Below are 25,438 nucleotides of genomic sequence, written 5' to 3'. Positions count from 1 at the left end.
ATCGTTCCCACGCTCCGCGCTCATCGTTCTACATAACTCTGTTTTCAAGTATTTTTGAAACTCGAAGAAATGGAGAACGAAGATTGAATTGGGCACAGGACGAAATGAAAACCGCCGACTTGGGTGATGGCCGTTTAAATGCCAGGCTCGCCAGCTTTTTAGGACGCCTAGCCGATCATCCCGGCAACAGCATCCCGACCGCTTGTCGAGGGCTGGCAGAAACCACGGCGGCCTATCGATTTCTTGATAATGAGAAAGTCACGTTCCAGAAGGTGTTGCGGCCCCATCAGGACGCGACCCTGCAACGGATGCAAAGCAGTCCCGTGGTGCTGTTGGCGCAAGACACGACCGAGATGGACAAATGGGTCAATCTCGGTCCCAAAGGAATGGGCACGATCAAGGCGCAGAAGAAGTTTTCTCGACGTCTGCACCCAACCATTGCCTTTACCCCCGAACGTATTTGTCTGGGCGTCGTCGATGCTCAGTGGTGGAGCCGCGATAAACCGAGCCCCCGCCATGAGCGCCGAGATAAAGGGATTGATGAGAAAGAGAGTCAGCGCTGGATTGACAGTTATCAAACCAGTTGCGCGATTCAGGGGCAGCTACCGCAGACCCTGGTGGTCAACCTCGCCGATGCTGAGGGCGATCTGTACGAATGGTTTGTTGATCATCAAGAGTTCAGTCCAGACACCCGGGCCCAATGGATCGTGCGGGCGGCTCAAGACAGGCGCTTGCTGGGGGCTGACAACGGGAAGTTGTGGTCGGCACTGGATCAGGCACCGTCCTTGGGAACACTCAAGGTTGAAGTCAAAGCTCGTCCCCAGCGCCCCGCCCGACTGGCTGATGTCACCTTGCGCGCGGCAACCGTGACCCTGCGTGCCCCCGACAGGCCGGGTTATAAATTGCCCAGCGTCTCGATCAATGCTGTGTTGGCCCGTGAAGAAAACGCCATAGACGGTGTTGAACCTCTGGAGTGGCTGCTGCTGACCAGTCTGCCGGTCACTAGCCTGGAGCAGGCGAGCACCGTGGTTGAGTGGTACGGGGTACGCTGGTCTATCGAAGTGTTTTTCAATGTGCTGAAGAATGGTTGTCAGGTCAGTCGATTGCAGCTGGAGACCGAGGAACGGTTGTTGCCCTGCATTGGTTTGTACCTGATCACGACCTGGCGTGTGCTGTACAGCCTGATGCTGGGACGTGCTTGTCCCGATCTAAGCTGCGAGATGGTGTTTGAGGCTTCGGAGTGGAAAGCAGCCTATATCGTGGTCAAACGGTGCCAACCGCCCACTGCGCCCCCTTCTTTAGGAGAAATGGTTTTACTGGTCACGAGCCTGGGAGGCTACTTGGGGCGTAAAAATGACGGACCTCCCGGCCCCAAGGCCATGTGGATAGGGATGCAACGAATACGTGAGTTTGTTATCGCATTAGACGCCCAGCGTGCGCTCATCGAGAGTTGTGTAGAACGATGAGCGCTCCGCGTGGGAATGCAGCCCGGTGACGCTCCGCGTCACATGGGACGCGGAGCGTCCCTAGAGGCATTCCCACGCAGAGCGTGGGAACGATCGGGTTCGATCAGGCCCGACGAGCCTCCAGAAGGTCCGCCGCACACAACGCAATCCGCTGGCACGCATCCGCCAGCTTCAGCTGATCCACCACCAACCCCAATCGAATATGCCCCGCCGCACTCGGCCCAAACGCTTCACCGGCCAGCACCGACACGCCGTAACCTTCCAGCAGCCGCTCGGCAAAATTCTGGGCACACAACCCGGTCTGGCGCACATCGACCATCACGAACATCCCGCCATCAGGCCGAATCGGTCGGATGCCCGGGCAATCACGCAGACTCGCGCACACCAGGTCGCGACGCTGGCGATACTCCTCGCGCATCAGCGCCACTTCCGGCAAATCCGTATCGAGCGCCAATTGCGCAGCGTTCTGGATGAAATCCGGAATGCCAAACAGCATGCACAACGAGAGATGCTCCAGGTGGTCATTCAAACGTTTCGGGCCGATCACCCAACCTACTCGCCAACCGCTCATGGCGTGGGATTTGGACAGGCTATTGATGGTCGCAGTACGCTCGGCCATGCCCGGCAGACTCGCCGGGCTGATGTGCTCGCCTTCGTACAACAGATCGCTGTAAACCTCGTCGCTGATCAGCCACAGGTCGTGACGAACACAGAGCGACGCCAGCTCCTGCCAGATCATCAGCGACAAACTGGCGCCGGAAGGATTGTTCGGACTGTTCAGCAAAATGGCGCGGGTTTTAGGCGTGATCAGCGCCGCGACATCCGCCGGATCGACCCGAAAGCCGTTCTCGGGGCGCACCGCCACCGGCACCACCTTGGCTCCACAGGCACCGAATACGCCTTCATAGGTCACGTACATCGGTTCGGCGACGATCACTTCATCGCCCGGATCGAGCAGGCATTGCACCACCGAATACACCGCACATTGTGCACCCGGTAGCACAATCACATGGTCGGCATCCACGACTTGACCGCTGCGCTGTCGATGACGGTTGGCGATGCTGTTGCGCAATCCCTGACTGCCGCGTACTGGCGGGTAGTGGGTGTCACCGGCCAGCAAGCTGTCGATGCACGCCTGAACGATGGGCTGCGGCGTATCGAAGTCGGGATCGCCGATCGACAGCAGCAGCACATCAATGCCCTGCTCACGTAATTCCAGTGCTCGGTCATGAATCTGCCAGGCCGCAGCGCCGTCACCGGCGATTCGTTTGGTCAAGGCTGAGTAGCGCATGTATTTCTCCAGTCGCGCGGGTTCCAAGCCTCAACCCTATCTCAAATCACGAAACGCGCCACCATGGCATTTAAATCCACGGCCAGGCGCGACAGTTCGTGAGTGGCGGCGCTGGTCTGGTTGGCGCCGGCGGCGGACTGGGTAGCGAGGTCGCGGATGTTCACCAGGTTGCGGTCGACCTCGCGGGATACCTGGGCCTGTTCTTCGGACGCGCTGGCGATCACCAGGTTGCGCTCGTTGATCAAATGGATCGACTGAGTGATCTGTTCCAGCGCAACACCGGCGGCGCGGGCCATTTCCAGAGTGCTTTGGGTGCGTTGATTGCTTTGCTGCATCGACGAAACCGCTTCGCCGGTGCCGTTCTGGATGCCGGCGACCATTTTTTCGATTTCCTGGGTCGATTGCGCGGTGCGATGGGCCAGCGCCCGGACCTCGTCCGCCACCACCGCAAAACCACGCCCGGCTTCACCGGCTCGGGCGGCTTCGATCGCCGCGTTCAGCGCCAACAGGTTGGTCTGTTCGGCGATGGCGCGGATCACGTCCAGCACCTTGCCGATGTCACGCCCCTGAGCGGCCAGGCCTTCGATCATCACTGAGGTGTTTTGCACATCGTGGGTCATGGTCTGGATCGCGCCGACGGTTTCCACCACACGGTCGCGACCTTCACGGGCCGCCTGGGTCGACTGGTTCGAGGCTTCGGACGTCGACACCGCATTGCGCGCCACTTCTTCCACGGCGGCGGTCATTTCGTTGACGGCGGTGGCGGCCTGTTCGATTTCGTTGTTCTGCTGTTGCAGTCCGCGGGAGGCTTCTTGGGTGACGGTGCTGAGTTCTTCAGCGGCGGCGCCCAGTTGGGTCGCGGAACCGGCGATCTGCTCGATGGTTTTGCGCAGGCTGGCCTGCATCGTGGACAAGGCGCCGAGCAAACGGGCCGGCTCGTCCTTGCCGTCGACTTCGATGAGTGTGGTCAGGTTGCCGCCCGCAATGGTTTGCGCCGCCTGCAGCGCACGGTTCAGCGGTGTGACGATGCTGCGGGTCAGCAGCCAGGCCAGCAGCACGGTCATCAGCGCTGCAATCACCGCCACCGCGATGATGCCGGTAATCGCGCTGCGGTACTGCTCGCCCGCTTCGGCCGAGGAGGTTTTCGCATCGGCGTTATTGAGCGCTACCAGTTTGTTCAGTTGCTCGCCCATCTGGTCCGTACCGTCCTTGATCCGGGTGTTGATCAGCGTGCGCATCTCGTCGAGCTTGTTCTGCCGCGACAGCTCCAGCATCTGGTTCTGGGCTTGCATATAGCTGTCCAGGGTTGCCGTAAACGTCTTGTACAACGCCGCTTCTTCCGGGGTGGCCGACAACGCTGCATAACTGGCTTGTGCGCTGCGAACCTTGTCGACCAGCACGCCGATGCGCGTCTGCGCTTCCTGCAACGCGTTCGGATCACGGTTGACCAATACCCGGAAAGAAAGAATGCGCAGACGCAGGACGTTTTCCGTCAGGTTGCCGAGAAACCCGACGCTGGGTAGCTGCGTGGTTTCCATGTCGATGGAGGCTTGGTGGATGCTCGTCATGCGGTTTACGGCAAACACACCCAGCACGATAACGAGCAAGGCAATGAAGGCAAAACCCAGGAAAGCTCGAGGCGCGATATTCAGATTACGCAGTGACATAGGACGATTCTCGGGAGATGGGGCTACGAGCATCCTTGCGTGATCGCTGAATGACGGGCGTTGACGCGCGCGTTTTCAGTTTGGCGCCACTGTTGGAATTGGTTTGTGTGGGCCTGTTATCTATATCGGCTGGGGTTGAGGATTTTTGTGGGGCTTGAGAAATATATTTCAAGTCTGGAACCACTCCTCACCCCAAACCTAAACCTTGCGCAAAGCCACCCGCCAAACCCGCGCAACATCACTGGCCCGCTCCCGCAACAACCGCGGCGCCTCGGCACACGCCTGCTCCAGCGTCATCGGCCCACTGGCCAAGGCAAATGCAGCATCAATGCCATGTTCATACAACGCCTGATAACCCTCACCCAGTGTCCCGGCGATGACGATCACTGGTACGCCGTGCTGCCGAGCAATACGCGCCACACCAAACGGCGTCTTGCCACGCAGGGTCTGCGCATCGAAACGGCCTTCTCCAGTGATCACCAAATCGGCGCCCTTGACCGCATCGTCGAGGCCGACCAGTTCAGCGACCACTTCAACGCCGGCCTTGAACTGCGCTCCCAGAAACGCCTTGGCAGCAAAACCCAACCCTCCCGCCGCACCGCTGCCCGGTTCGTCACGTACGTCGTTGTTCACGACCTGAGCGCACAGCTCGGCAAAGTGCCCGAGCGCGTTATCCAGTTGCTGGACTTGCTCGGGCGACGCGCCTTTTTGCGGGCCGAAAATCGCTGAGGCACCGTGAGGGCCGCACAGTGGATTGTTGACGTCGGCGGCGATGTCGAATCGCACCTCGGCCAGACGCGGGTCGATTTCACTCATGTCGATTCGCGCTAATTGCGCGAGCGCCAGACCTCCCGGTGCAAGCGTCTGGCCCTGTGCGTCCAGCAGTTTCACGCCCAAGGCCTGCATCGCCCCCGCGCCGCCGTCGTTGGTGGCGCTGCCGCCAATTGCCAGAATGACCCGTTGCGCTCCGGCGTCCAGCGCGGTGCGGATCAATTCGCCGGTGCCGAACGTGCTGCTGATGCAAGCATCACGCTGGCCTGGCGGGACCAGTTGCAAGCCACTGGCCTCGGCCATTTCGATGATCGCGGTGTGGCTCTGGGGCAACCAGCCCCAGGCGGCCTCAACTGTTGCACCGAGCGGCCCGCGGACGTGGGTTCGGCACAGTTCGCCCTCGCACGCCGCCAGAATCGACTCGACGGTTCCCTCCCCGCCGTCCGCCATCGGGCATTTGACCAGTTGTGCGTCGGGCCAGACCTGCGCCAACCCGAGAGCAATGGCGTCAGCCACACCCTGGGCACTCAGGCTGTCCTTGAACGAATCGGGGGCGATGACGATTTTCATGCGAATTCTCCAGTTCCAATGCGCTCATGCTGCCAGCAGGCAAGAACAATAACGCCGGTCCGCTGCACAAGTGGGCATGCCGATTATTGTTCATTTCCACAAAACCTCCCTTCCACACCGTTCGTTGTAGCAGCTGCCGAGCCTGCGAGGCTGCGTTCGGCTGCGCAGCAGTCGTCAATCCTGCAAGCACGGTTTACCTGATGCTCCGCGGCGCATGATTTCACGACTGCTTCGCAGCCGAACGCAGCCTCGCGCTGCTCGGCAGCTGCTATGTATGGACTCGCCCCCACTGTCTACCCGCTTTTGAAAAACCGCCGCCCCGTTGCATCTATGTATTAGGCCTATTCGAGGAAGCCGTCTTCGGCTTCTGGCCAAAATTGGAAGAGCTCGTGGTATGCCGATTACAGTCAGGCCTCGAAGGCCAGTAGCAGCTAAGGCATCAATCCACGCCGGTCTTACCTGGGGTCAATTTTTTTCAGCAAAGGGCCGGACAGTTAGTACCTCGGTGGCAGAACTCTGTCGCTCAGTGGCTCATCGTCGCTTGCTGGCCATCACCAGCCTGGCGACGATAAGTCTGGTCATTCTGTAGAAGCACCCAGACGATTCGCAGGTTGCGGTTGGCTAACCTGACCGCAGCCTCCTTACGGCCCAGTCGGCTCATCCAGCGCAACAAGCGGCGGTCATCGGGTTGCTGGGAATCAGGTCGTAGTTGTTGCAGTACCGCATGGGCTCCCTGGATCATCAGGCTGCGTAAATAAACATCGCCGCGCTTGGTCATGTCCCCCAGCCGGACCGTCTGCCCGCTGCTGTGCTGGTCAGGCACCATGCCAAAGTACGCGGCAAACTTGCGGGCATTGGGAAATCGCTCAGGCTTGGTTTCCTTGGCCACCAGTGCCGTGGCAGTGACTGGGCCGATGCCGCGCACAGTCATCAGTCGCTTCGCCGTCATGTCGGCGTTGGCGGCCACTTCCAGGCGCCCCGTCAGCACGCTGATGCGTTCGCCCAAATGGCGCCACTCGGCCAACAGTTCGTCGATCAGTTCACGCAGCAGGCCCGGCACCGGCTGGGTGGCATCTTCCAGTACCCGCGGAATTTTCTGGCTGATCGCAACATCGCCCTGCGCCAAGGCCACGCCATGCTCGAGCAGCAGGCCGCGCATCTGATTACTCACCGCCGTGCGTCGACGCACATAGCCTTGGCGGGCGCGATGCAACGCCTGCATTGCCAGCGCCGCAACGCTTTTGACCGGCACTGCGTAGATCTTTTCATCGCGACCAGCCCGCAGAATCGCCAGCGCATCGTTGCGATCATTTTTAGGCCCGCTGCGATGTGTGGCCACCAAACCGGCTGGAAGAATCCGCGCCAGATTGCCTTGGTCTTGCAGCTGCCGGGCCCAGGCTTGAGCACCCGGACCGGTCTCCATCAGAACCACGACATGAGGCGGCAACTGGCGTAGAAACTCATAAAACGCCTCGCGCGACTTGATCCGTTGCTCGTAGTGCACCTGGCCGAGGACGTCTTCACCGGCGACCTGAAAGACCTGCTTGGCCAGATCGACCGCCACGGTTGTGCAGGCCGACAAATCGGAAGAAGACAGGGATTGATCAATCGAAGTATGCTTTTTCATGAACTCGCCCTCGCTGTCGTTGGCTGTTTAGACTGCCATCGTGGCGCATTGACGCCTCGGCTTGGGCGAGTCCATCCAATTACGGGTTGGTGTTCGGTGCGTCGGTTTGGGGCAGGAGCTGCACGCCTAGATAAAGCGCGAGCATCCCGTCCAGCCTTAGCGGGTCGACGCCGCTGAGCTCGGCAATTCGCTCCATTCGATAACGCAGGCTGTTGCGGTGGATGCCCAGTGCATCGGCACAGGCCTGGCTCTGGCCGTCGTGATCGCACCAGCTGCGCAGGGTTGCCAGCAATTGTCCGTTGCCATCCTTGGCGATGACTTTGCGCAGCGGTTTGAGCAACTCGTCCAGCGCATCGTCGTTGCGGTGCCGCCAGAGCATCACCGGCAATCGGTAACGGGTGAGCGTCAGCAAACGGGACCGGGGCAACACGTCGCGTCCATAGGCCAGCAAGTCGCCGACGCGGCGGTAGCAGCGGCGCAGTCCCGACAGCCCATCGGCCTGCCCACCCACGGCGATGCGCAGGATGTTCCAGCCCAGGCCGTCGAGTTTCTCCAGCAGCCGATCATTCTCGATCGCCTGGCTGGCCGGCCGGCACCAGAGCAACGAGGACTTGGCCGAACTCACACACCAACTATCCGGGTAGCGTGACATCAGCCAGGCGCTGAGCGCTTCGACGGTTTGCCCCGGACCGTGTTCCATTCCTAACTCGAACAGATAAGGCACCCGCGTCATCTGCGGTTTGAGACCAAGCTGTTGCGCTTCATCGATCAGCCGCGGTGAATCCCCGGCCTCACTGAGCAGCAACGCCAGCAGATCGTCGCAACGCTGACGCCGCCATTGCTGTTCAGCCTGCTGATTGCGCTGACCGACCAGCATCTCGGCGGTCATCCGCACCAGTTCGGCGTAGGTGCGCAATTGCTCGGGTTCGCCGGTGATGCCCAGCACACCAATCAAGCGCTGATCGAGCAATAGCGGCAAGTTGATGCCCGGCTGCACACCTTTCAAATGAATCGCGGTCTGGGCGTCGATCTCCACCACCCGCCCGTTGGCCAGCACCAGTTGCGCGCCTTCATGACGGGTGTTGACCCGCTCCGGTTCGCCGCTGCCGAGAATCAGCCCCTGGCTGTCCATGACGTTAACGTTGTACGGCAGGATGGCCATCGCCCGGTCGACGATGTCCTGGGCCAGGTCGTGATCGAGTTCGAACATAGCGGTGATCCTTGAAAGCGTGATGGGCGGATTGTTCACCCGCACAGGCCTTGGTTGCAAACCCTGTGCTCAGGCACAAAGACAACAACCCAAGGGGTGGCCGAGACTCTCTGGGCGATCAACGTTACCCTTTGCATCGCAAAAAATCATAATAAAGAGAGAGCCGCCATGTCACAGAGCGCCGCAGCTATCCAGGCCATCGCTGACGATAAAAACGCCGTCTACAAACGTATTACCCTGCGTTTGATTCCCTTCATCTTCATCTGCTACCTGTTCAACTACCTCGACCGGGTGAACGTTGGATTTGCCAAGCTGCAGATGCTCGACGCACTGAAATTCAGCGAAACCGTGTACGGCCTCGGGGCCGGGATCTTTTTTATCGGCTACGTGCTGTGCGGCGTGCCGAGCAACCTGGCCCTGACCAAATTCGGCCCGCGCCGCTGGATCGCGCTGATGATGATCGTCTGGGGCTCGCTCTCAACCTGTTTGCTGTTCGTCACCACACCGACCGAGTTCTACACCCTGCGCCTGTTCACCGGCGCGGCCGAAGCCGGGTTCTTTCCGGGCGTGGTGCTTTACCTTTCGCAGTGGTTCCCGACCTTCCGCCGTGGCCGCATCATGGCGCTGTTCATGTCGGCGATCCCGGTGTCCGGTCTGCTCGGCAGCCCGTTTTCCGGCTGGATCCTCAACCACTTCGGCGCCGGGCAAGGTGGCTTGGCCGGCTGGCAGTGGATGTTCCTGCTGCAAGGTATCCCGACCGTCATCCTCGGCGCGCTGGCGTATTTCCTGCTCAGCGACAGTTACGCCAACGCCAAATGGCTCACGCCGTTCGAGCGCTCGGTGCTGGAAGCCGACCACGCTGAAGACCTGGCCAACAAACCAAAAACCACCACCGACTCGCTGCTGGCGGTGTTCAAGAACCCGGCGATCTGGGCGTTTGGCCTGATCTACTTCTGCATCCAGAGCGGCGTCTACGCGATCAATTTCTGGCTGCCGTCGATCATCAAGAACCTGGGCTTCAGCGATAACCTGGTGATCGGCTGGCTCAGTGCGATTCCGTACCTGCTGGCGGCGTTGTTCATGTTGATGGTCGGCCGCTCCGCCGACCTGCGCAAAGAACGCCGCTGGCACTTGGTGGTGCCTATGTTGATGGGCGCGGTGGGTCTGCTGATCGCCGTGAACTTCGCCGCCAACCCGGCCATCGCCATCCTCGGCCTGACCATCGCCACCATGGGCGCCCTCACCGGCCTACCAATGTTCTGGCCGGTACCGACTGCGCTGCTCAGCGCCGGTGCGGCGGCAGGTGGTTTGGCGTTGATCAACTCGATGGGGCAGATGGCGGGTTTCCTCAGTCCGTATCTGGTGGGTTGGGTCAAGGACAGCACCGGGTCGACTGATGCGGCGCTGTATTTGCTGGCGGGTGTGATTGTGTGCGGGAGTTTGTTGGCGCTGCGTATGACGCGGACGTTGCGGGTTTAAGTTTGTTTGATCGTTCCCACGCTCTGCGTGGGAATGCAGCCCGGGACGCTCTGCGTCCCTTTCGAGCGCTGGAACGCGGAGCGTCCCTTGAGGCATTACCACGCGGAGCGTGGGAACGATCAGTGCGCCTGTCAGCCTTGCGGATCGATATTATCCAGCGCCCGATTTACCGCCAGTTCCCCCAGCATGATGATCTGCGCAATACCCAACAAGGAATTGCGACTCGGCCCCTCCATTTGATCCGCCAGATCCATGGTCATGACATTGGCCGAGGCCAGCGACTCGCAAGCGTGGGCCGGCAGGGTTTCGGTATCGAGTTCCGGGTTGACGATAAACAGGGTGCCGGGTGTGCGCGGGTTGACCGACCGGAAATCAAGGTATCCGGCACACCCGAAGGTGTCCCGCGCACAGCCACCGCAAAAAAGCGTGAAGCTTTTCTTGGACACTGGTACGCCTTGATTGAATCGGACGGTCAAATCCGGACGCTGAATTGGCAGCGACCCGGAAACGATAGAGCCCAGGCCCAAGGCGCACAAGCCGGCGGATTCTGGCGCAGTCGTAGGCAGCGGCGCAAGGATGTGTAGCTTGAGTGCGTATCCGGAGATGTCATTTTAAACATCGTCGTTTAAGGCTCACAGAATCAGCGACGACGGCGAAGTTGCCCGCCGCTCGGCACGGCATCGGCACAGAGCCGATGACATCCTCGACTCGCGCCCGCCCCCCCAACTGGACATGGTGAACCGCACTTGAACTTAGATGGATATCAGGCACCACGCTGTTAAAACTTGCCTCCCCTGAGTTCCAAAAAAAGTTAAATCTGTTTTCATATACGTGTAAAACCTGCCATTAAGATTGCATGTATTAACAGGTTCAGGAATGAGCGGTGTATATACGCGCGCGATATCCCGCGTAAATGAATGGTTATAAACATGCTGACCTCCAATCGAATTCATCCATTCAATCGCATCATCTGAGCGTAATTTTTCAGTGCTGATTTGCAAATTAAAAATATTTGTGACTACTGCAAGGTAAGAGAGAGTCGTGCCCTCCTGATCCGTGACATAAATCGTGGCCACGCCGTTTTTCAGCCCGGTGACTTTCCCTTGTGCTGTCACTGGAGCAGTCAACGGGTCAGAAGACGCAAAGTCATAGGGCGGAACACCTCCCGTCGGTACGCGGACGCCCGTGTTGCCAACCGAGTCCTCCCCGGTTTTCTGCCATTGCGGGATTTTTACCGAGAACCCGTTCAGCTTCATCTGCGTCCGGTCAATACTGAACGCCAGGCGCTCAAGAGACCAAGGCTCAGACTCGAATTGGTTCCCGCTTTTTTCCTTCACCGTGAAGCGGCGTTGCCCTACGGCAATCGGAATCCACGTGCTCTGCCACTTATAGTTCAGCCCGGTTTGAACTTCCTCGATGAACTTTAGACCATCAACAATCTGCAACACCGTACCCGCCAGCGCAGAGCCCGACAACGTGACTTTATTGTCAGAGACAGTTCCGCCATTTTCCATTTCCACGCCAAACGAGTTTTTCACCGAAGTGATCACGGGGTTCACGATTACCCGTGCCCGCGCAATTTTCGACCTCGCGGTAACGGCGGCCCCTCGAACTTGCTCATAAGTCACCTTGACCGCACTGTCGGCAATCACCTTGGCGTTGGGTATCAGCAACCTGTGGGTAAAAGGGAGTCTTACGACCGTCGCGTCAACGACATGCTCTACAATGCCTCCGACACTCGGCGTCGCCGTGTATGTCACGCGGACGATGTCGTTGGATGCCCAGACGGGTTCCAGAACATGCACCTGGATGGTCAAGTCCTTACTGCCAAGTTTGTTCAGATCAATGGTGTCCGGGGCATCATCGGGATCGTCCGGATCCTCGGCAATATCGGCGGCCGCCAGCCGAGTACCCTTCAGGTCAACCACCACAGAGATCGGCTTCGACGATGGTGATGTCGGATCCGCTCCGTTGCCGATCTGGTCGCGAGGGGAAAAGGAAAACAAGAACTGCGGATGGTCGCCAGCGTCTTCGAAGACGGTTTTATCGAGCATCAGACCGATGCTGGTCGGCACACTGGTGGGTGTGGCCGGCGCCTCATCAGGGTGGACATCGCGATAAACATCATGACCGTTGCAGTTGAGCAGGATCCTGTCGTACGCCCGGCAATACGGGTAAGAGAAATATACCTGCACACCCTGTGCTGCGCGGTCGGCATCGATACCGTCTTCAATCACGTTTCGAGGCAGGATAAGTTCGAGTTCGGAATGCCCTTCATCACCCGGGATCTTATCTTCCATGCCGGGACGAATGGTGTGGTACCGGATCGTATAGGGCGGCTGATAAGTTTCCTCCGGACTGTCGATGCGCTTGGCGGTGTAAGTGAGTTGATTGATATAACCCGGATCAGATCTCAGCCGGTTGTGTGGGATGTAGAGCGTCGTCGGGGTATTGTGGGATTCGGTCTGCTCGCTGGCGATCCTCTGCACGCCGTTCAAATTCAGTGACACCGTCTGGTTGGGTCCCTGGCCTAGATAGGGTGGAATGATGACCGTCGCCCCACGAGGCTTCAGGTCATAAAACTCTTTCGCAATACCACAATCCACACCGGACACGGATCGGTTGCTGTCGGGTAGTTGCGGCGCGTGAAGAGCCACCTCGGAGTCAGCGGGTAGCACTTGATCAAACAGCTGAATGGTCATGAAAACGCTCCTGATTTCAAGAATGACGTCGGCATTTTTGGCTCACGCCGTCAGTGCTGATCAGGCCCCACTCACGACGGGGTTGCCTACTGTCAGATTTGACAGTGGCGACGAATGGTTACCTTCTGGCATGGAGTTGCGGGGCGTCTGCTGGACAAATTTCGTTGCCGACATCAACACTTCTGGTATTTGATGAAAGCTTTCCCACCGGTAAAAGGATTTCGTCATGAGCTATCGCACGCTGGGTCATTCGGGTTTGCAGGTTTCCACCCTGACCTTGGGCACCATGATGTTCGGCGAACAGACCAGCACCGAAGATTCCCTGCGAATCATCGACAAGGCCTGGGACCAGGGCATCAATTTCATCGACACCGCAGACGTTTACACCAACGGCCGTTCCGAAGAAATCGTCGGCGAAGCGATCGCCGGTAACCGTCACGAATGGGTGCTCGCCACAAAAGTCGGGGCTGGCCCGGTGGGAGGGTTGCCGAACCGCAGCGGTCTGAGTCGCAAGCACATTTTCAATGGCATCGACGCCAGCCTGACGCGCCTGGGCACCGATTATCTCGACATCTATTACCTGCACCGCGAAGACCACAACACACCGCTGGAAGTCACGGTGTCGGCCATCGGCGATTTGATCCGCCAGGGCAAAATCCGCTATTGGGGCCTCTCGAATTACCGTGGCTGGCGCATCGCCGAGGTCATTCGTGTGGCCGATCAACTGGGCGTCGATCGGCCGGTCATCAGTCAACCGCTGTACAACATCGTCAACCGTCAGGTGGAAACCGAGCAGATTACCGCCGCGCAAAACTATGGCCTCGGCGTGGTGCCTTACAGCCCGCTGGCGCGCGGCGTACTCAGCGGTAAATACGCACCAGACGTGAATCCGGACGCCAACAGCCGCGCGGGTCGTCAGGACAAACGCATTCTGGAGACCGAATGGCGCGTCGAATCCCTGCGCATTGCTCAGCAGATCCAGCAGTACACGCTAGGGCGTGGCGTGGGCATCGTCGAATTCGCCATCGCCTGGGTGCTGAACAACAGCGCGGTGACTTCGGCGATCGTTGGGCCGCGAACTGAAGAACAATGGGATGCCTACACTAAGGCTCAGGCGGTGAAGATTACGGCGGAGGATGAAGCGTTTATTGACTCACTGGTTGTGCCTGGGCATGCGTCGACGCCGGGGTTTAATGATGTGAGCCATTTTGTGTCGGGGCGTAAATCACGTCTGGCTTGATCGTTCCCACGCTCTGCGTGGGAATGCAGCCCGGGACGCTCTGCGTCCCAAGAGCGGACGCAGAGCGTCCATTGAGGCGTTCCCACGCAGAGCGTGGGAACGATCGGCGTGGTAAATATTGAGCAAGTGGCCAATATTCAGCACAAAAACCACGTATCCTCTGCGCCCGTTTCACGTTCAACTTCGCGAGGACAGTTTGTCTAAAGGTATCGCTCTATCGGTTTCAGCCTCGGTGCTGTTTGCCGTCATGTATTACTACACCTCGCTGCTCACGCCTTTGAGCGGAGTGGAAATCTTCGGCTGGCGGATGCTGCTGACCCTGCCGTGCATGACCGTGTTCATGGTGGTCTCCGGTGAATGGAAACGCGTAGTCGCCCTTTTTCGGCGGCTGCTTGGCCAACCAAAATTGCTCGCCGGCCTGATCCTTTCCGCGACGCTGCTTGGCCTGCAACTCTGGCTATTCATGTGGGCGCCGCTCAACGGCTATAGCCTCGACGTGTCCCTGGGCTACTTCCTGTTGCCGCTGTCCATGGTACTGACCGGGCGGTTCGCCTATGGCGAGCGACTGTCTTACCTGCAAAAAGTTGCCGTGTTTTTTGCTTCCCTCGGCGTGCTCAACGAGCTGTATCAGGTCGGCGGTTTTTCCTGGGCTACCTTGCTGGTCGTTGTCGGTTATCCGCTCTACTTCATCCTGCGCAAACGACTGGCGACCGACAACCTCGGCGGCTTGTGGATGGACATGGCCTTGATGATTCCGGTAGCGTTCTGGTTCGTTCAGGGCGGTGAACAGGGTTTCGGCGTGTTCGATCAACACCCGTGGCTGTCGCTGCTGATCCCGTTGCTCGGGGTGATCAGTGCTTCGGCGCTGGTGGTCTACATCATCGCCAGCCGGCTGTTGCCGTTTAGCCTGTTCGGGTTGTTGAGCTATGTCGAGCCGGTGCTGTTGCTCGGCGTCGCGTTGCTGCTGGGTGAAAGTATCAAGCCTGGGGAATGGCTGACTTACATTCCGATCTGGTTGGCGGTAGTGGTGTTGGTGTTTGAAGGGTTTAAACACCTCGTCCGACAACGCCGCCGACCAATGTAAATCGGGAACGAAAAAGCCCGGCCAGCATTGCTGCTGACCGGGCTTTTTTACATCCGGAACGGCTTAGTCGGTGGAGAGCACGCCACGACGAACCTGGTCGCGTTCGATGGATTCGAACAGTGCCTTGAAGTTGCCTTCGCCGAAACCATCATCGCCTTTACGCTGGATGAATTCGAAGAATACCGGGCCCATCAGGGTTTCGGAGAAGATCTGCAGCAGCAGTCGCTTGTCGCCCGACTCGGACGAACCGTCCAGCAGAATGCCGCGCGATTGCAGTTGATCAACCGGCTCACCGTGGTTCGGCAAACGGCCCTCGAGCATTTCGTAATAGGTTTCCGGCGGCGCGGTCATGAAGCGCATGCCAATGCTTTTCAAATGATCCCAGGTCTTGATCAGGTCATCGGACAGGAAGGCAACGTGCTGGATGCCCTCGCCGTTGAACTGCATCAGGAACTCTTCGATCTGACCGGCGCCCTTGGACGATTCCTCGTTCAACGGGATGCGAATCATGCCGTCCGGTGCGGTCATGGCCTTGGAGGTCAGGCCGGTGTATTCACCTTTGATGTCGAAGTAGCGGATCTCGCGGAAGTTGAACAGCTTCTCGTAGAAGTTGGCCCAGTAGGCCATGCGGCCGCGATACACGTTGTGGGTCAGGTGGTCGATGATCTTCAGGCCGGCCCCGACCGGGTTGCGGTCAACGCCTTCGATGAACACGAAGTCGATGTCGTAGATCGAACTGCCTTCGCCGAAACGGTCGATCAGGTACAGCGGCGCACCGCCAATGCCTTTGATCGCCGGCAGGTTCAGTTCCATCGGGCCGGTTTCGATGTGGATCGGCTGGGCGCCAAGTTCCAGGGCCCGGGCAAACGCCTGCTGCGCATTCTTGACGCGGAACGCCATGCCGCACACCGACGGACCGTGTTCGGCCGCGAAGTACGAAGCGACGCTGTGAGGTTCGTTGTTGAGGATCAGGTTGATCTGGCCCTGGCGATACAGGTGCACGTCTTTGGAACGGTGGGTCGCGACCTTGGTGAAGCCCATGATCTCGAAGATCGGCTCCAGGGTGTTCGGGGTCGGCGATGCGAATTCGATGAATTCAAAGCCCATCAGGCCCATTGGGTTTTCGTATAAATCTGCCATGGTTGGCGCCTCATCATTTTCTTATCAATTAACGGATCGTTAGTTGCTAGCAATGCTGAGACCTGCGGGTGGCGCACAGGAGATGCCCCGCACGCTGCGGGCGAGGAAGTCACCATAGATCAATTGAAACCCGAAACTCTTCATTGTCGACCCAAGGCTCTTGCGGGCGAGGCTTCTGCTGCCAGAAGACGATTATTCTTATATGCGTAACCCGATTCTACACAGCGTAAATAGGTTTGTCCGCCTTCTGTATCAAATCCCCTTTTTCCCTGCTCGCGCAAGGGGTTTGTTGCACAGGAAAATCTCCGCCAGGATCAGCCCGCTGCCCAGGTACATCGTCAGGGTCCAGTGAAGGAAACCAAGGGGCGCTGACCACCCTGGACGGTTACCACCTGAGTAATGTGCTGCGCCTGACCGGTCGCAAGACATTGCTGTTATTGCAAGTCGGCCCCGATTGGTTGTCCGCCGATGGCAAGGTCCACGAAGGTGAAACCTGGCGCTACATGACCAGCGAGTATCCACCGCTGTCAGTTTGCTGATCTTCTTTGGTGTGGCTTCAGGCGCAATCGGGCATGTCCTGCAGAGGCGCTCGTCGTCGCCAAGCCATGAAATGCAGCGCGCTCTGGAAGCTGCGGAGTTCATTCCGTACTTTCAGCCTGTGGTGCATGGCGCCAACAAAAAGTGGTCCGGCGTCGAGGTGCTGATGCGCTGAATCATCCAAAGGAGGGTCGACGATTGCCGCGAATTCCTCGGTGCCTTCGCACCGGGTGCCGTCTGCCTGGTGCTGGAGTTGGCCGAGCGCGAACTCATCGAACCCACGGCCAGTCCCCACCAACTGTTCGAGCAGCTCCACGCGCTGGGCGTGATGATCGCGATTGATGACTTTGGCACCGGCCACTCAAGCCTCGGTACTTGCGTCAGTTCAATGTCGACTTTCTGAAAATCGACCAACCGCTCAGCGTGAACTTCTTGCAAGGTTATCTGTTCGGTCGGCCGATGCCCGGCGCAGAGTTCATTAACGCATTAAGTCACCATTAACTAGCGGCTCTAAGCGACGAGACAAGGAGACCGCGCACCCATTTGATTCAAAAGACTACTGTTGTTACATGAAGAAAAAGACAGGATTTACTCTTGGTCAATTAACTACTACAATTTTTCATGCCTGCGCAAGATTGGCAGGTGAGCCACTATCACCGAGTCGCTTCAAGGCTCTTGGCTTATAGCTTTGTTTGCGGTTGGTATCAGCCAAACACACTATTGGAGTAAAGATATTGTCCAGACTCGCTGAATTTCGTGCAGCTGAAAAGGCCCTTCAAGAGCAGCTCAAGCAGCTGGAATCCCTGAAGAACGATGCCGGGCTCAAGAAAGAAATCGAATTCGAAGAAAAGCTCCAGGGGCTGATGAAAACCTACGGCAAAAGCCTGCGCGACATCATCGCCATTCTCGATCCGAACCCGGCAAAATCCGGCCTGCTACAGGCAACAGCGCCTAAAACCCGCCGCGCACGCGTAGTCAAGGTTTATCAGAATCCGCACACCGGTGAACTGATTGAAACCAAGGGTGGCAACCACCGCGGCCTGAAAGCCTGGAAGGAACAATACGGTGCAGCTACCGTCGATTCCTGGCTTCGCGGCTAAGCACTCGCGGTGACAAAAAAAGCCCTGCCAATGCAGGGCTTTTTCATGGACGCCTTCTAAATGCAACGATTGGCGTCGATCAACTCTCTACTTGTTGAATAACTTTGGGTTTAGTCCCTTTGGGTATCTAAAAATTTCAGAATGCGCTGAAACCGGCAGCCATTGAAATCTTTAACTAAAGTTTCAAGCTGTTACGGGCTGCCTCTATTTCATCCTGACTTGCCTTATAAACCTCTGCCTGCCCCGCGTAGGAAAGAACATAGGCTTTATCGGCATCCACGGCGGCAACCAATGTTTGAGAAAGCACATGCCTTCCGTTCTGCGTGACCGTGCAGGTAGTTTCCAGCGCTGATAAGCGGCTCAAGGTCGTCGGGTGAATCTTGTTGCAGACACTTTGATAACCGCCTTGAAAGAAGTCCTTCTGCACCGACTTGCGCATCTCCAGCAACACGCCTTGCAGATTCACCTGATGACCGCTTTCCACCTGAGTCATGGTCAACTCCATCACCATCACAGGCGTGCCGTCCTGATCGTTTTTCACCGCGCGCTGGCGGAACACCTGGGCGTTGGTGTCATCGTGCGGGACGGCTTCGACCTCCCAGCCGTTGGGCCAGGTCATGATTGGCTCGTCTGCGTGAGCGCAGGTAACTGCTGAAAGCACGCCAATCAGGACGAAGGTCGATTTACAGAATCGAGTCATTGCGATGAACACTCACGGATAGAACCTTAAAGTTTGAGCCTCGTCCGCCTGTCAGGCAATAGCCGACGGTTTGGGTTTGGTGATGTCTGAACCCTTGCGTATCATTGTCGCCATTCGTTAGCCCCACTTATTTTCCGGAGGGCCCATGAGCCTGCACGAATTGAACACCTTCCCAGGCGTGACTGCCCAACCTGACACCGCCACCCAGAAGTTCGTCTTCAACCACACCATGCTGCGGGTCAAGGACATCACCAAGTCCCTGGATTTCTACACGCGCATCCTGGGTTTCTCGCTGGTAGAAAAACGCGACTTCCCGGAAGCCGAGTTCAGCCTGTACTTCCTGGCGCTGGTTGATAAAAACCAGATCCCGGCCGACGCCGCTGCTCGCACCGAGTGGATGAAGTCGATCCCCGGCATTCTTGAGTTGACTCACAACCACGGCACCGAGAACGACGCGAACTTCGCCTACCACAACGGCAACACCGACCCCCGCGGTTTTGGTCACATCTGCATCTCGGTGCCGGACATCCGTGCTGCCTGCGAGCGCTTCGAAGCGCTGGGCTGCGATTTCCAGAAACGCCTGAATGACGGCCGCATGAAGAGCCTGGCGTTCATCAAGGACCCGGATGCTTACTGGGTTGAAATCATCCAGCCTGCTCCGATGTAAAAAAGTTTGCTGCCACTGATCGTTCCCACGCTCTGCGTGGTAACGCCTCCTGTGACGCTCTGCGTCACGCTTTTTTGGGACGCGGAGCGTCCCGGGCTACATTCCCACGCAGAGCGTGGGAACGATCAGCAATGTGTGAGACACAAAAAACCCCATGATCGCTCATGGGGTTTTGTGTTTTCAGCGTCGGGTTTTATGCCGGGGCCGAGGTGCGGATCAAGTGATCGAACGCGCTCAGGGAGGCTTTGGCGCCCTCGCCCACCGCGATCACAATCTGCTTGTACGGCACGGTGGTCACGTCACCGGCAGCGAACACACCTGGCATCGAGGTCTCACCCCGGGCATCGACGATGATCTCACCGCGAGGCGACAACTCGATGGTGCCTTTGAGCCAGTCGGTATTGGGCAACAGACCGATCTGCACGAAGATCCCTTCCAGCTCGACGCTACGCAGCTCGTCCGACTGGCGATCCTTGTAACGGAGGCCGTTGACCTTCTGACCGTCACCCATCACCTCAGTGGTTTGCGCACTGGTGATGACGGTGACGTTCGGCAGGCTGTGCAACTTGCGCTGCAAGACCGCATCGGCGCGCAGCTGTACATCAAACTCCAGCAGCGTTACGTGGGACACGATACCCGCCAGGTCGATGGCCGCTTCGACGCCGGAGTTGCCGCCGCCAATCACCGCTACACGCTTGCCTTTGAACAGCGGACCGTCACAGTGCGGGCAATACGCCACGCCTTTGTTGCGGTATTGCTGCTCACCCGGGACGTTCATTTCACGCCACCGCGCACCGGTCGCCAGGATCACAGTCTTGGCTTTCAGGGTCGCGCCGCTGGCGAAGTGAACTTCGTGCAGCTCGCCGCTCTTGCCCGGCACCAACTTGTCGGCGCGTTGCAGGTTCATGATGTCGACGTCGTATTGCTTGACGTGCTCTTCCAGCGCCACAGCCAGTTTCGGCCCTTCAGTTTCCTGCACGGAGATGAAGTTCTCGATGGCCATGGTGTCCAGCACCTGCCCACCAAAACGTTCAGCCGCCACACCGGTGCGAATACCTTTACGCGCTGCGTAGATCGCGGCCGAAGCACCGGCCGGGCCACCACCAACGACCAGTACGTCAAAAGCTTCTTTGGCGCTGATCTTCTCGGCCTGACGCTCGATACCGCTGGTGTCGATTTTGGCGAGGATTTCTTCCAGGCCCATACGGCCCTGGCCGAAGTTCACGCCGTTCAGGTAAACGCTTGGCACGGCCATGATCTGACGATCATCGACTTCGGCCTGGAACAGCGCGCCGTCGATAGCGACGTGACGGATGTTCGGGTTGAGCACGGCCATCAGGTTCAATGCCTGGACCACGTCCGGGCAGTTCTGGCAGGACAGCGAGAAGTAGGTCTCGAAACTGAACTCGCCTTTGAGCGAACGAATCTGTTCGATCACCTCAACGCTGGCCTTCGAAGGGTGGCCGCCGACTTGCAGCAAGGCCAGCACCAACGAAGTGAATTCGTGGCCCATCGGGATGCCGGCGAAACGCAGGCTGATATCGGCACCCGGGCGGTTGATCGAGAACGATGGCTTACGCGCATCGTCACCGTTGTCGAGCAACGTAATCTGGTTGGAAAGACTGGCAACGTCTTTCAGAAGTGCGAGCATTTCCTGGGATTTCGCACCGTCGTCGAGGGATGCAATGATCTCGATCGGCTGGGTGACCCGTTCCAGGTATGACTTCAACTGGGCTTTAAGATTGGCGTCCAACATACGGGCGATTTCCTTTTTCAAAAGACATAAAAAAACGCCCGAGCGAATCTCGCCCGGGCGTTTTTGAGGGCGGTTGCAGCTTACTTAGGTGCGGAAACCCGCCCTGGTGATGCTTTTGTCACAGACTTAGATCTTGCCGACCAGGTCCAGGGACGGAGCCAGAGTGGCTTCGCCTTCTTTCCACTTGGCTGGGCAAACCTGGCCTGGGTGAGCAGCGACGTACTGAGCCGCCTTGATTTTGCGCAGTAGCTCGGAAGCGTCACGACCCACACCGCCGTCGTTCAGCTCGACGATTTTGATCTGGCCTTCAGGGTTGATCACGAAGGTGCCACGGTCAGCCAGACCTGCTTCTTCGATCAGCACGTCGAAGTTGCGGGAGATGGCGTGAGTCGGGTCGCCGATCATGGTGTACTGGATTTTGCCGATGGCTGGCGAAGTGTTGTGCCAGGCGGCGTGGGCAAAGTGGGTATCGGTGGAAACGCTGTAGATTTCGACGCCCAGCTTCTGGAACGCGTCGTAGTTGTCAGCCAGGTCTTCCAGTTCGGTCGGGCAAACGAAGGTGAAGTCGGCTGGGTAGAAGAACACGACAGACCACTTGCCTTTCAGGTCAGCGTCCGACACTTTTACGAAGTCGCCATTTTTAAAGGCGTCAGCTTTGAACGGTTTAACTTGGCTGTTGATGATAGGCATCGATGACTCTCCGTCAGGGTTGAAAAGTTTGGTTGAGAAGTTGATGGAGTGAATCCTACCCACTCGATGGCCGGATGGCTCATTGGCAAAGCTCATGCTGCTCATTGGTTTTCGCTATTAGCCGGACGTATTAATAGAAGAAAACTTACATAGCAGCGCCAATGGTTTTTTCCGCGAGGGGCGTCATCCCGAGAAACGGGCTGGCTTCAACATAGCGCATGGCGGACTTCATATCCTTCCAGCCCACGTAACTCATCAACGACTTCAAGTCCCAACCGCTCTGATGGGCCCAGGTGGCAAAGCCGCGTCGCAAGGAGTGGCTGGTGTAGTGCTCGGCCGGAATACCGGCACGTTCCAGCGCCTGGCGCAGTAAAGGGATCACGCTGTTGGCGTGCAGCCCCTCCTCGCTCAGGTTTCCCCAACGGTCGATGCCACGGAATACCGGTCCACGGACCAACGCGGATTCCGTGATCCAGTCGGTATACGCCTGCACCGGGCACAGGCGCTGCAACGCGGGCGTCTGGTACGTCTTGCCGAGGTTTTCACGGTCGCTCTTGGTTCGCGGCAAATAGAGCGTGATGCCTGAGCCGGCAGCCGCTTGAACGTGCTCGATCTGTACGCGGCACAACTCATCGCTACGAAAGCCGCGCCAGAAGCCCAACAAGATTAGCGCCGTGTCGCGCCTGGCCCTCAGCAGTCCCGGGTGATCACCTTCTGCCCTGGCGGTTTGCGCTTCCTGCGCCAGCCAAGCGACTACTTGCTCCAGATGCTGAAGCTGTAACGGCTCGGCCTGCTTCTCCTGAGCGGGATGCAAGGCGCGAATCCCCTTGAACACCTGGCGCACCACCGGCGCCTTGGTGGGGTCGGGAAAACCCTGGCTGTTGTGCCATTGCGCCAGTGCTGACAAGCGCAACTTCAAGGTATTGATCGACAGCACGCCCGCGTGAGCGACGAGGTAGCGCGCCACGCTGTCGCCGGTCGCCGGCAGGAAGCCGCCCCAACTGACTTCGAAATGCTCGATAGCCGCCCGGTAGCTGCGACGGGTGTTGTCGCGCGTGGCGGCCTGCAGGTAACGATCCAGTTCAATCATCGGCTCCATTCTCTAAAACGTACCGCTGTGGCGGGTGAAAACGCGCAACAGGACCCATCACACGGGGTAATACCAGTATATCCCGTATCAATAACTTACACTTTTTATCTTTCTTGATAGAATGGTACACTGTGTACTTTAGTGATATGTACCACAGTACGAAATCGTAGGAGAAGACATGGCTCGTGGCGGCGTAAATAAAGCAGTGGTGCAAGCGGCACGTTTGGCAATCCTCGCCCGCGGCGAAAACCCCAGCATCGACGCGGTACGGATCGAGATGGGCAATACCGGCTCAAAAACCACTATCCATCGCTATTTGAAGGAGCTGGATGACGGCAGCGAGCGCGCCGAAACGCCTTCTGAGCCCATTGATGATGAGCTGGCAGGCCTCGTCTCACGCCTGGCGCAACGCCTCAAGGAACAGGCGCAAGAACCCATCGACCAGGCACGCGCGCAGTTCGATCAGCAGCGAAAAGCGTTGGAAATACAGCTGACGGAAGCTCGACAAGCCAATGCGGAATTGCATCAGCAATACGAGATTCAAAGCCTGGCACTGACTCAGGAATCCGAGGCGCTGCAAGAAACTCGCTCCATGCTGCAGACCGAGCAAACCCGCAACGCCGGACTGAACCAGGCATTGGCCGATTTCGAATTACGCTTGAAAGACAAGGATGAGCAGATCCGCTCCCTTGAAGAGAAACACCTGCATGCTCGCGATGCACTGGAACACTACCGCAACGCCGTCAAAGAACAGCGCGAGCAGGAGCAGCGCCGCCACGAAAGCCAGGTGCAGCAGATTCAGATGGAATTGCGCCAGGCCCAACAGAGCGCATTGGTGCGCCAGGATGAGATCACGCAACTGCACCGCGACAACGAGCGCTTGCTGACGGAGAACCGTGGCACCTTGAGAGAGCTGAGTCTGCTGCAGGATCAACTCAAACAAACCAACGCTCGACAGGATCAGCTGCTGGAACAGGTCAACCGCATTGACAGCGAACGCACCCTCCTCCAGGAACGCTTGCGCGCGGCCCTGCTCGAAAGCCAGTCGCTGAAGCAGAGCGTCGACGAGCAGTCGCAGATAAACAAAGGGTTGGAAATTGAGTTGCTCAAGACTCAGGCGAGTCTGGATGAGAGCGTGCGCCTGGCGGCCGTCATTGCGACAGCGCCAGACGCATCAGAGGCTCAAAAGGACGATTAACCCGCGACCGGCGTGCGCAGAGTGACGAACTCTTCGGCGGCGGTCGGATGCACGCCGATGGTTTCATCGAAATCGCGCTTGGTGGCGCCAGCCTTCAAGGCAATTGCCAGGCCTTGAACAATTTCCCCGGCATCCGGACCGACCATGTGGCAGCCCAGAACCTTGTCGGTCTTGGCGTCCACCACCAGTTTCATCAGGGTGCGCTCCTGGCATTCGGTCAGGGTCAGCTTCATCGGACGGAAGCGGCTTTCGAAGATCACCACATCGTGCCCGGCCTCCCGGGCCTCTTCCTCGGTCAAGCCGACCGTGCCAATGTTCGGCAGGCTGAACACCGCGGTCGGAATCATCTTGTAATCCACCGGGCGATATTGTTCAGGCTTGAACAAACGTCGCGCCACGGCCATGCCTTCGGCCAGCGCGACTGGCGTCAGCTGAACCCGGCCGATCACATCGCCAAGCGCCAGGATTGACGGCTCGGCGGTCTGGTACTGCTCGTCGACCTCGACAAAGCCCTTCTTGTCGAGTTTGACGCCGGTGTTTTCCAGCCCAAGATTGTCGAGCATCGGGCGTCGACCCGTGGCGTAGAACACACAATCCGCCTCCAACTCACGGCCATCCTTGAGCGTCACCTTCAGGCTGCCATCGGACTGCTTGTCGATACGTTCGATGTCGGCGTTGAACTGCAGGTCCATGCCGCGCTTGGTCAGCTCTTCCTGCAGGTGCTTGCGCACAGCACCGTCGAAGCCACGCAGGAACATTTCACCGCGATAAAGCAACGTGGTCTCGGCACCCAGTCCGTGGAAGATTCCGGCGAACTCGACAGCGATATAACCACCGCCCACCACCAGAACGCGCTTGGGCAGTTCTTTGAGGAAGAACGCCTGGTTGGAACTGATCGCGTGTTCGTGCCCTGGAATGTCCGGAATCTGTGGCCATCCACCGGTAGCAATCAGGATGTTTTTGGCGGTGTAGCGCTCGCCATTGATTTCGACCTGGTGCGGATCAATGATTTTGGCGTGGCCTTCATGCAAGGTCACTCCGCTGTTAACCAGCAGGTTGCGATAGATGCCGTTCAGGCGATTGATCTCGCGATCCTTGTTGGCGATCAGCGTGGCCCAATCGAACTTCGCTTCGCCCGGCGTCCAGCCAAAACCTTGCGACTGCTCGAAGTCTTCGGCGAAGTGTGCGCCGTAGACCAGCAGCTTCTTCGGTACGCAGCCGACATTCACACAAGTGCCACCCAGGTAACGGCTCTCGGCCACAGCTACTTTCGCGCCAAAACCGGCAGCAAAACGCGCAGCCCGCACACCGCCGGAACCGGCGCCAATCACATAAAGGTCAAAATCGTAGGCCATTTTTTCAATCTCCTCGGCAGTCCACAAGCATACCCGCAGACATCCGTTGGGCAAGCGCTGCAAACGATATGGGGACGAAAAATGAAAAAGCCACCCGA

At 58.3% G+C, this 25,438-nt stretch carries 20 protein-coding genes and 1 pseudogene; 8 read left to right on the top strand and 13 right to left on the bottom strand.

The genetic code is table 11. The features are described 5' to 3' along the window. Positions 1–104: 104 nt before the first annotated feature. Positions 105–1,466 (top strand): IS4 family transposase, encoded by a 1,362-nt coding sequence (locus tag ACYZT5_RS06765; RefSeq protein WP_462047420.1) that lies wholly within the window; start codon positions 105–107, stop codon positions 1,464–1,466. A gap of 103 nt (positions 1,467–1,569) precedes the next feature. On the opposite strand, the gene ACYZT5_RS06760 is transcribed toward ACYZT5_RS06765, so the two are convergent. From ACYZT5_RS06760 to ACYZT5_RS06740, 5 genes are all read right to left on the bottom strand, one after another. Then, positions 1,570–2,757 carry a pyridoxal phosphate-dependent aminotransferase gene (locus tag ACYZT5_RS06760; protein WP_462050379.1) on the bottom strand — a complete coding sequence of 396 codons (1,188 nt, stop codon included), beginning with the start codon at positions 2,755–2,757 and terminating at the stop codon, positions 1,570–1,572. 41 nt (positions 2,758–2,798) lie between these two features. After that, positions 2,799–4,424: a methyl-accepting chemotaxis protein gene (locus ACYZT5_RS06755; protein ID WP_462050378.1), complete on the bottom strand. Its 1,626-nt coding sequence runs from the start codon at positions 4,422–4,424 to the stop codon at positions 2,799–2,801. Between the two features lie 198 nt (positions 4,425–4,622). After that, on the bottom strand, positions 4,623–5,765 hold the full coding sequence (locus ACYZT5_RS06750; RefSeq protein WP_462050377.1) for a glycerate kinase: 1,143 nt from the start codon (positions 5,763–5,765) through the stop codon (positions 4,623–4,625). A 523-nt stretch (positions 5,766–6,288) separates the two neighbouring features. Further along, positions 6,289–7,347, bottom strand: a complete 1,059-nt coding sequence (locus ACYZT5_RS06745) for an IS110 family RNA-guided transposase (protein WP_462052202.1) — start codon at positions 7,345–7,347, stop codon at positions 6,289–6,291. A gap of 124 nt (positions 7,348–7,471) precedes the next feature. Beyond that, on the bottom strand, positions 7,472–8,602 hold the full coding sequence (locus ACYZT5_RS06740) for a sugar diacid recognition domain-containing protein (protein WP_462050376.1): 1,131 nt from the start codon (positions 8,600–8,602) through the stop codon (positions 7,472–7,474). Between the two features lie 168 nt (positions 8,603–8,770). On the opposite strand from ACYZT5_RS06740, the gene ACYZT5_RS06735 reads away from it, so the two are divergent. Then, positions 8,771–10,081 (top strand): MFS transporter, encoded by a 1,311-nt coding sequence (locus tag ACYZT5_RS06735; RefSeq protein WP_461972059.1) that lies wholly within the window; start codon positions 8,771–8,773, stop codon positions 10,079–10,081. 131 nt (positions 10,082–10,212) lie between these two features. On the opposite strand, the gene ACYZT5_RS06730 is transcribed toward ACYZT5_RS06735, so the two are convergent. After that, entirely contained in the window at positions 10,213–10,527 is a 315-nt protein-coding gene (locus tag ACYZT5_RS06730; RefSeq protein ID WP_462050375.1) for a DUF6124 family protein, read from the bottom strand. Between the two features lie 306 nt (positions 10,528–10,833). Beyond that, the gene (locus ACYZT5_RS06725; RefSeq protein ID WP_462050374.1) at positions 10,834–12,783 is read right to left on the bottom strand and encodes an Ig-like domain-containing protein; all 1,950 of its coding nucleotides are present in this window, start codon (positions 12,781–12,783) and stop codon (positions 10,834–10,836) included. 226 nt (positions 12,784–13,009) lie between these two features. On the opposite strand from ACYZT5_RS06725, the gene ACYZT5_RS06720 reads away from it, so the two are divergent. Together ACYZT5_RS06720 and rarD are read left to right on the top strand one after the other, a co-directional pair. Beyond that, on the top strand, positions 13,010–14,023 hold the full coding sequence (locus tag ACYZT5_RS06720; RefSeq protein WP_462050373.1) for an aldo/keto reductase: 1,014 nt from the start codon (positions 13,010–13,012) through the stop codon (positions 14,021–14,023). A 196-nt stretch (positions 14,024–14,219) separates the two neighbouring features. Beyond that, positions 14,220–15,107, top strand: a complete 888-nt coding sequence (gene rarD / locus ACYZT5_RS06715; protein ID WP_462050372.1) for an EamA family transporter RarD — start codon at positions 14,220–14,222, stop codon at positions 15,105–15,107. Positions 15,108–15,170: 63 nt separating this feature from the next. Here the strand turns inward: rarD and hppD are convergent, their stop codons facing one another. Further along, the gene (gene hppD / locus ACYZT5_RS06710; RefSeq protein WP_046054072.1) at positions 15,171–16,247 is read right to left on the bottom strand and encodes a 4-hydroxyphenylpyruvate dioxygenase; all 1,077 of its coding nucleotides are present in this window, start codon (positions 16,245–16,247) and stop codon (positions 15,171–15,173) included. 347 nt (positions 16,248–16,594) lie between these two features. Here hppD and ACYZT5_RS06705 point away from each other — a divergent pair. Together ACYZT5_RS06705 and ACYZT5_RS06700 are read left to right on the top strand one after the other, a co-directional pair. Continuing rightward, positions 16,595–17,285, top strand: a pseudogene (locus ACYZT5_RS06705) (EAL domain-containing protein); the annotation flags it as partial. A gap of 233 nt (positions 17,286–17,518) precedes the next feature. Further along, positions 17,519–17,884: a histone-like nucleoid-structuring protein, MvaT/MvaU family gene (locus ACYZT5_RS06700; protein ID WP_085725812.1), complete on the top strand. Its 366-nt coding sequence runs from the start codon at positions 17,519–17,521 to the stop codon at positions 17,882–17,884. Between the two features lie 175 nt (positions 17,885–18,059). On the opposite strand, the gene ACYZT5_RS06695 is transcribed toward ACYZT5_RS06700, so the two are convergent. Continuing rightward, entirely contained in the window at positions 18,060–18,584 is a 525-nt protein-coding gene (locus ACYZT5_RS06695) for a DUF4946 domain-containing protein (protein WP_462052201.1), read from the bottom strand. Between the two features lie 145 nt (positions 18,585–18,729). On the opposite strand from ACYZT5_RS06695, the gene gloA reads away from it, so the two are divergent. After that, positions 18,730–19,251, top strand: coding sequence for a lactoylglutathione lyase (gene gloA / locus ACYZT5_RS06690; RefSeq protein WP_462050371.1), 522 nt, complete (start codon positions 18,730–18,732; stop codon positions 19,249–19,251). Positions 19,252–19,444: 193 nt separating this feature from the next. On the opposite strand, the gene ahpF is transcribed toward gloA, so the two are convergent. From ahpF to ACYZT5_RS06675, 3 genes are all read right to left on the bottom strand, one after another. Beyond that, entirely contained in the window at positions 19,445–21,007 is a 1,563-nt protein-coding gene (gene ahpF / locus ACYZT5_RS06685; protein ID WP_462050370.1) for an alkyl hydroperoxide reductase subunit F, read from the bottom strand. Positions 21,008–21,133: 126 nt separating this feature from the next. Further along, positions 21,134–21,697, bottom strand: coding sequence for an alkyl hydroperoxide reductase subunit C (ahpC, locus tag ACYZT5_RS06680; RefSeq protein ID WP_007975937.1), 564 nt, complete (start codon positions 21,695–21,697; stop codon positions 21,134–21,136). Positions 21,698–21,842: 145 nt separating this feature from the next. After that, entirely contained in the window at positions 21,843–22,787 is a 945-nt protein-coding gene (locus ACYZT5_RS06675; RefSeq protein WP_462050368.1) for a site-specific integrase, read from the bottom strand. 178 nt (positions 22,788–22,965) lie between these two features. Between ACYZT5_RS06675 and ACYZT5_RS06670 the strand changes: the two genes are divergently transcribed. After that, the gene (locus tag ACYZT5_RS06670; protein WP_462050367.1) at positions 22,966–23,985 is read left to right on the top strand and encodes a DNA-binding protein; all 1,020 of its coding nucleotides are present in this window, start codon (positions 22,966–22,968) and stop codon (positions 23,983–23,985) included. Here the strand turns inward: ACYZT5_RS06670 and gorA are convergent. Next, positions 23,982–25,340: a glutathione-disulfide reductase gene (gorA, locus tag ACYZT5_RS06665; protein WP_462050366.1), complete on the bottom strand. Its 1,359-nt coding sequence runs from the start codon at positions 25,338–25,340 to the stop codon at positions 23,982–23,984. The genes ACYZT5_RS06670 and gorA overlap by 4 nt on opposite strands. Positions 25,341–25,438 lie beyond the last annotated feature (98 nt).

It is taken from the genome of Pseudomonas sp. LB3P14 (genome assembly GCF_054898045.1).
This window is presented reverse-complemented; position numbering and strand designations above follow the sequence as displayed.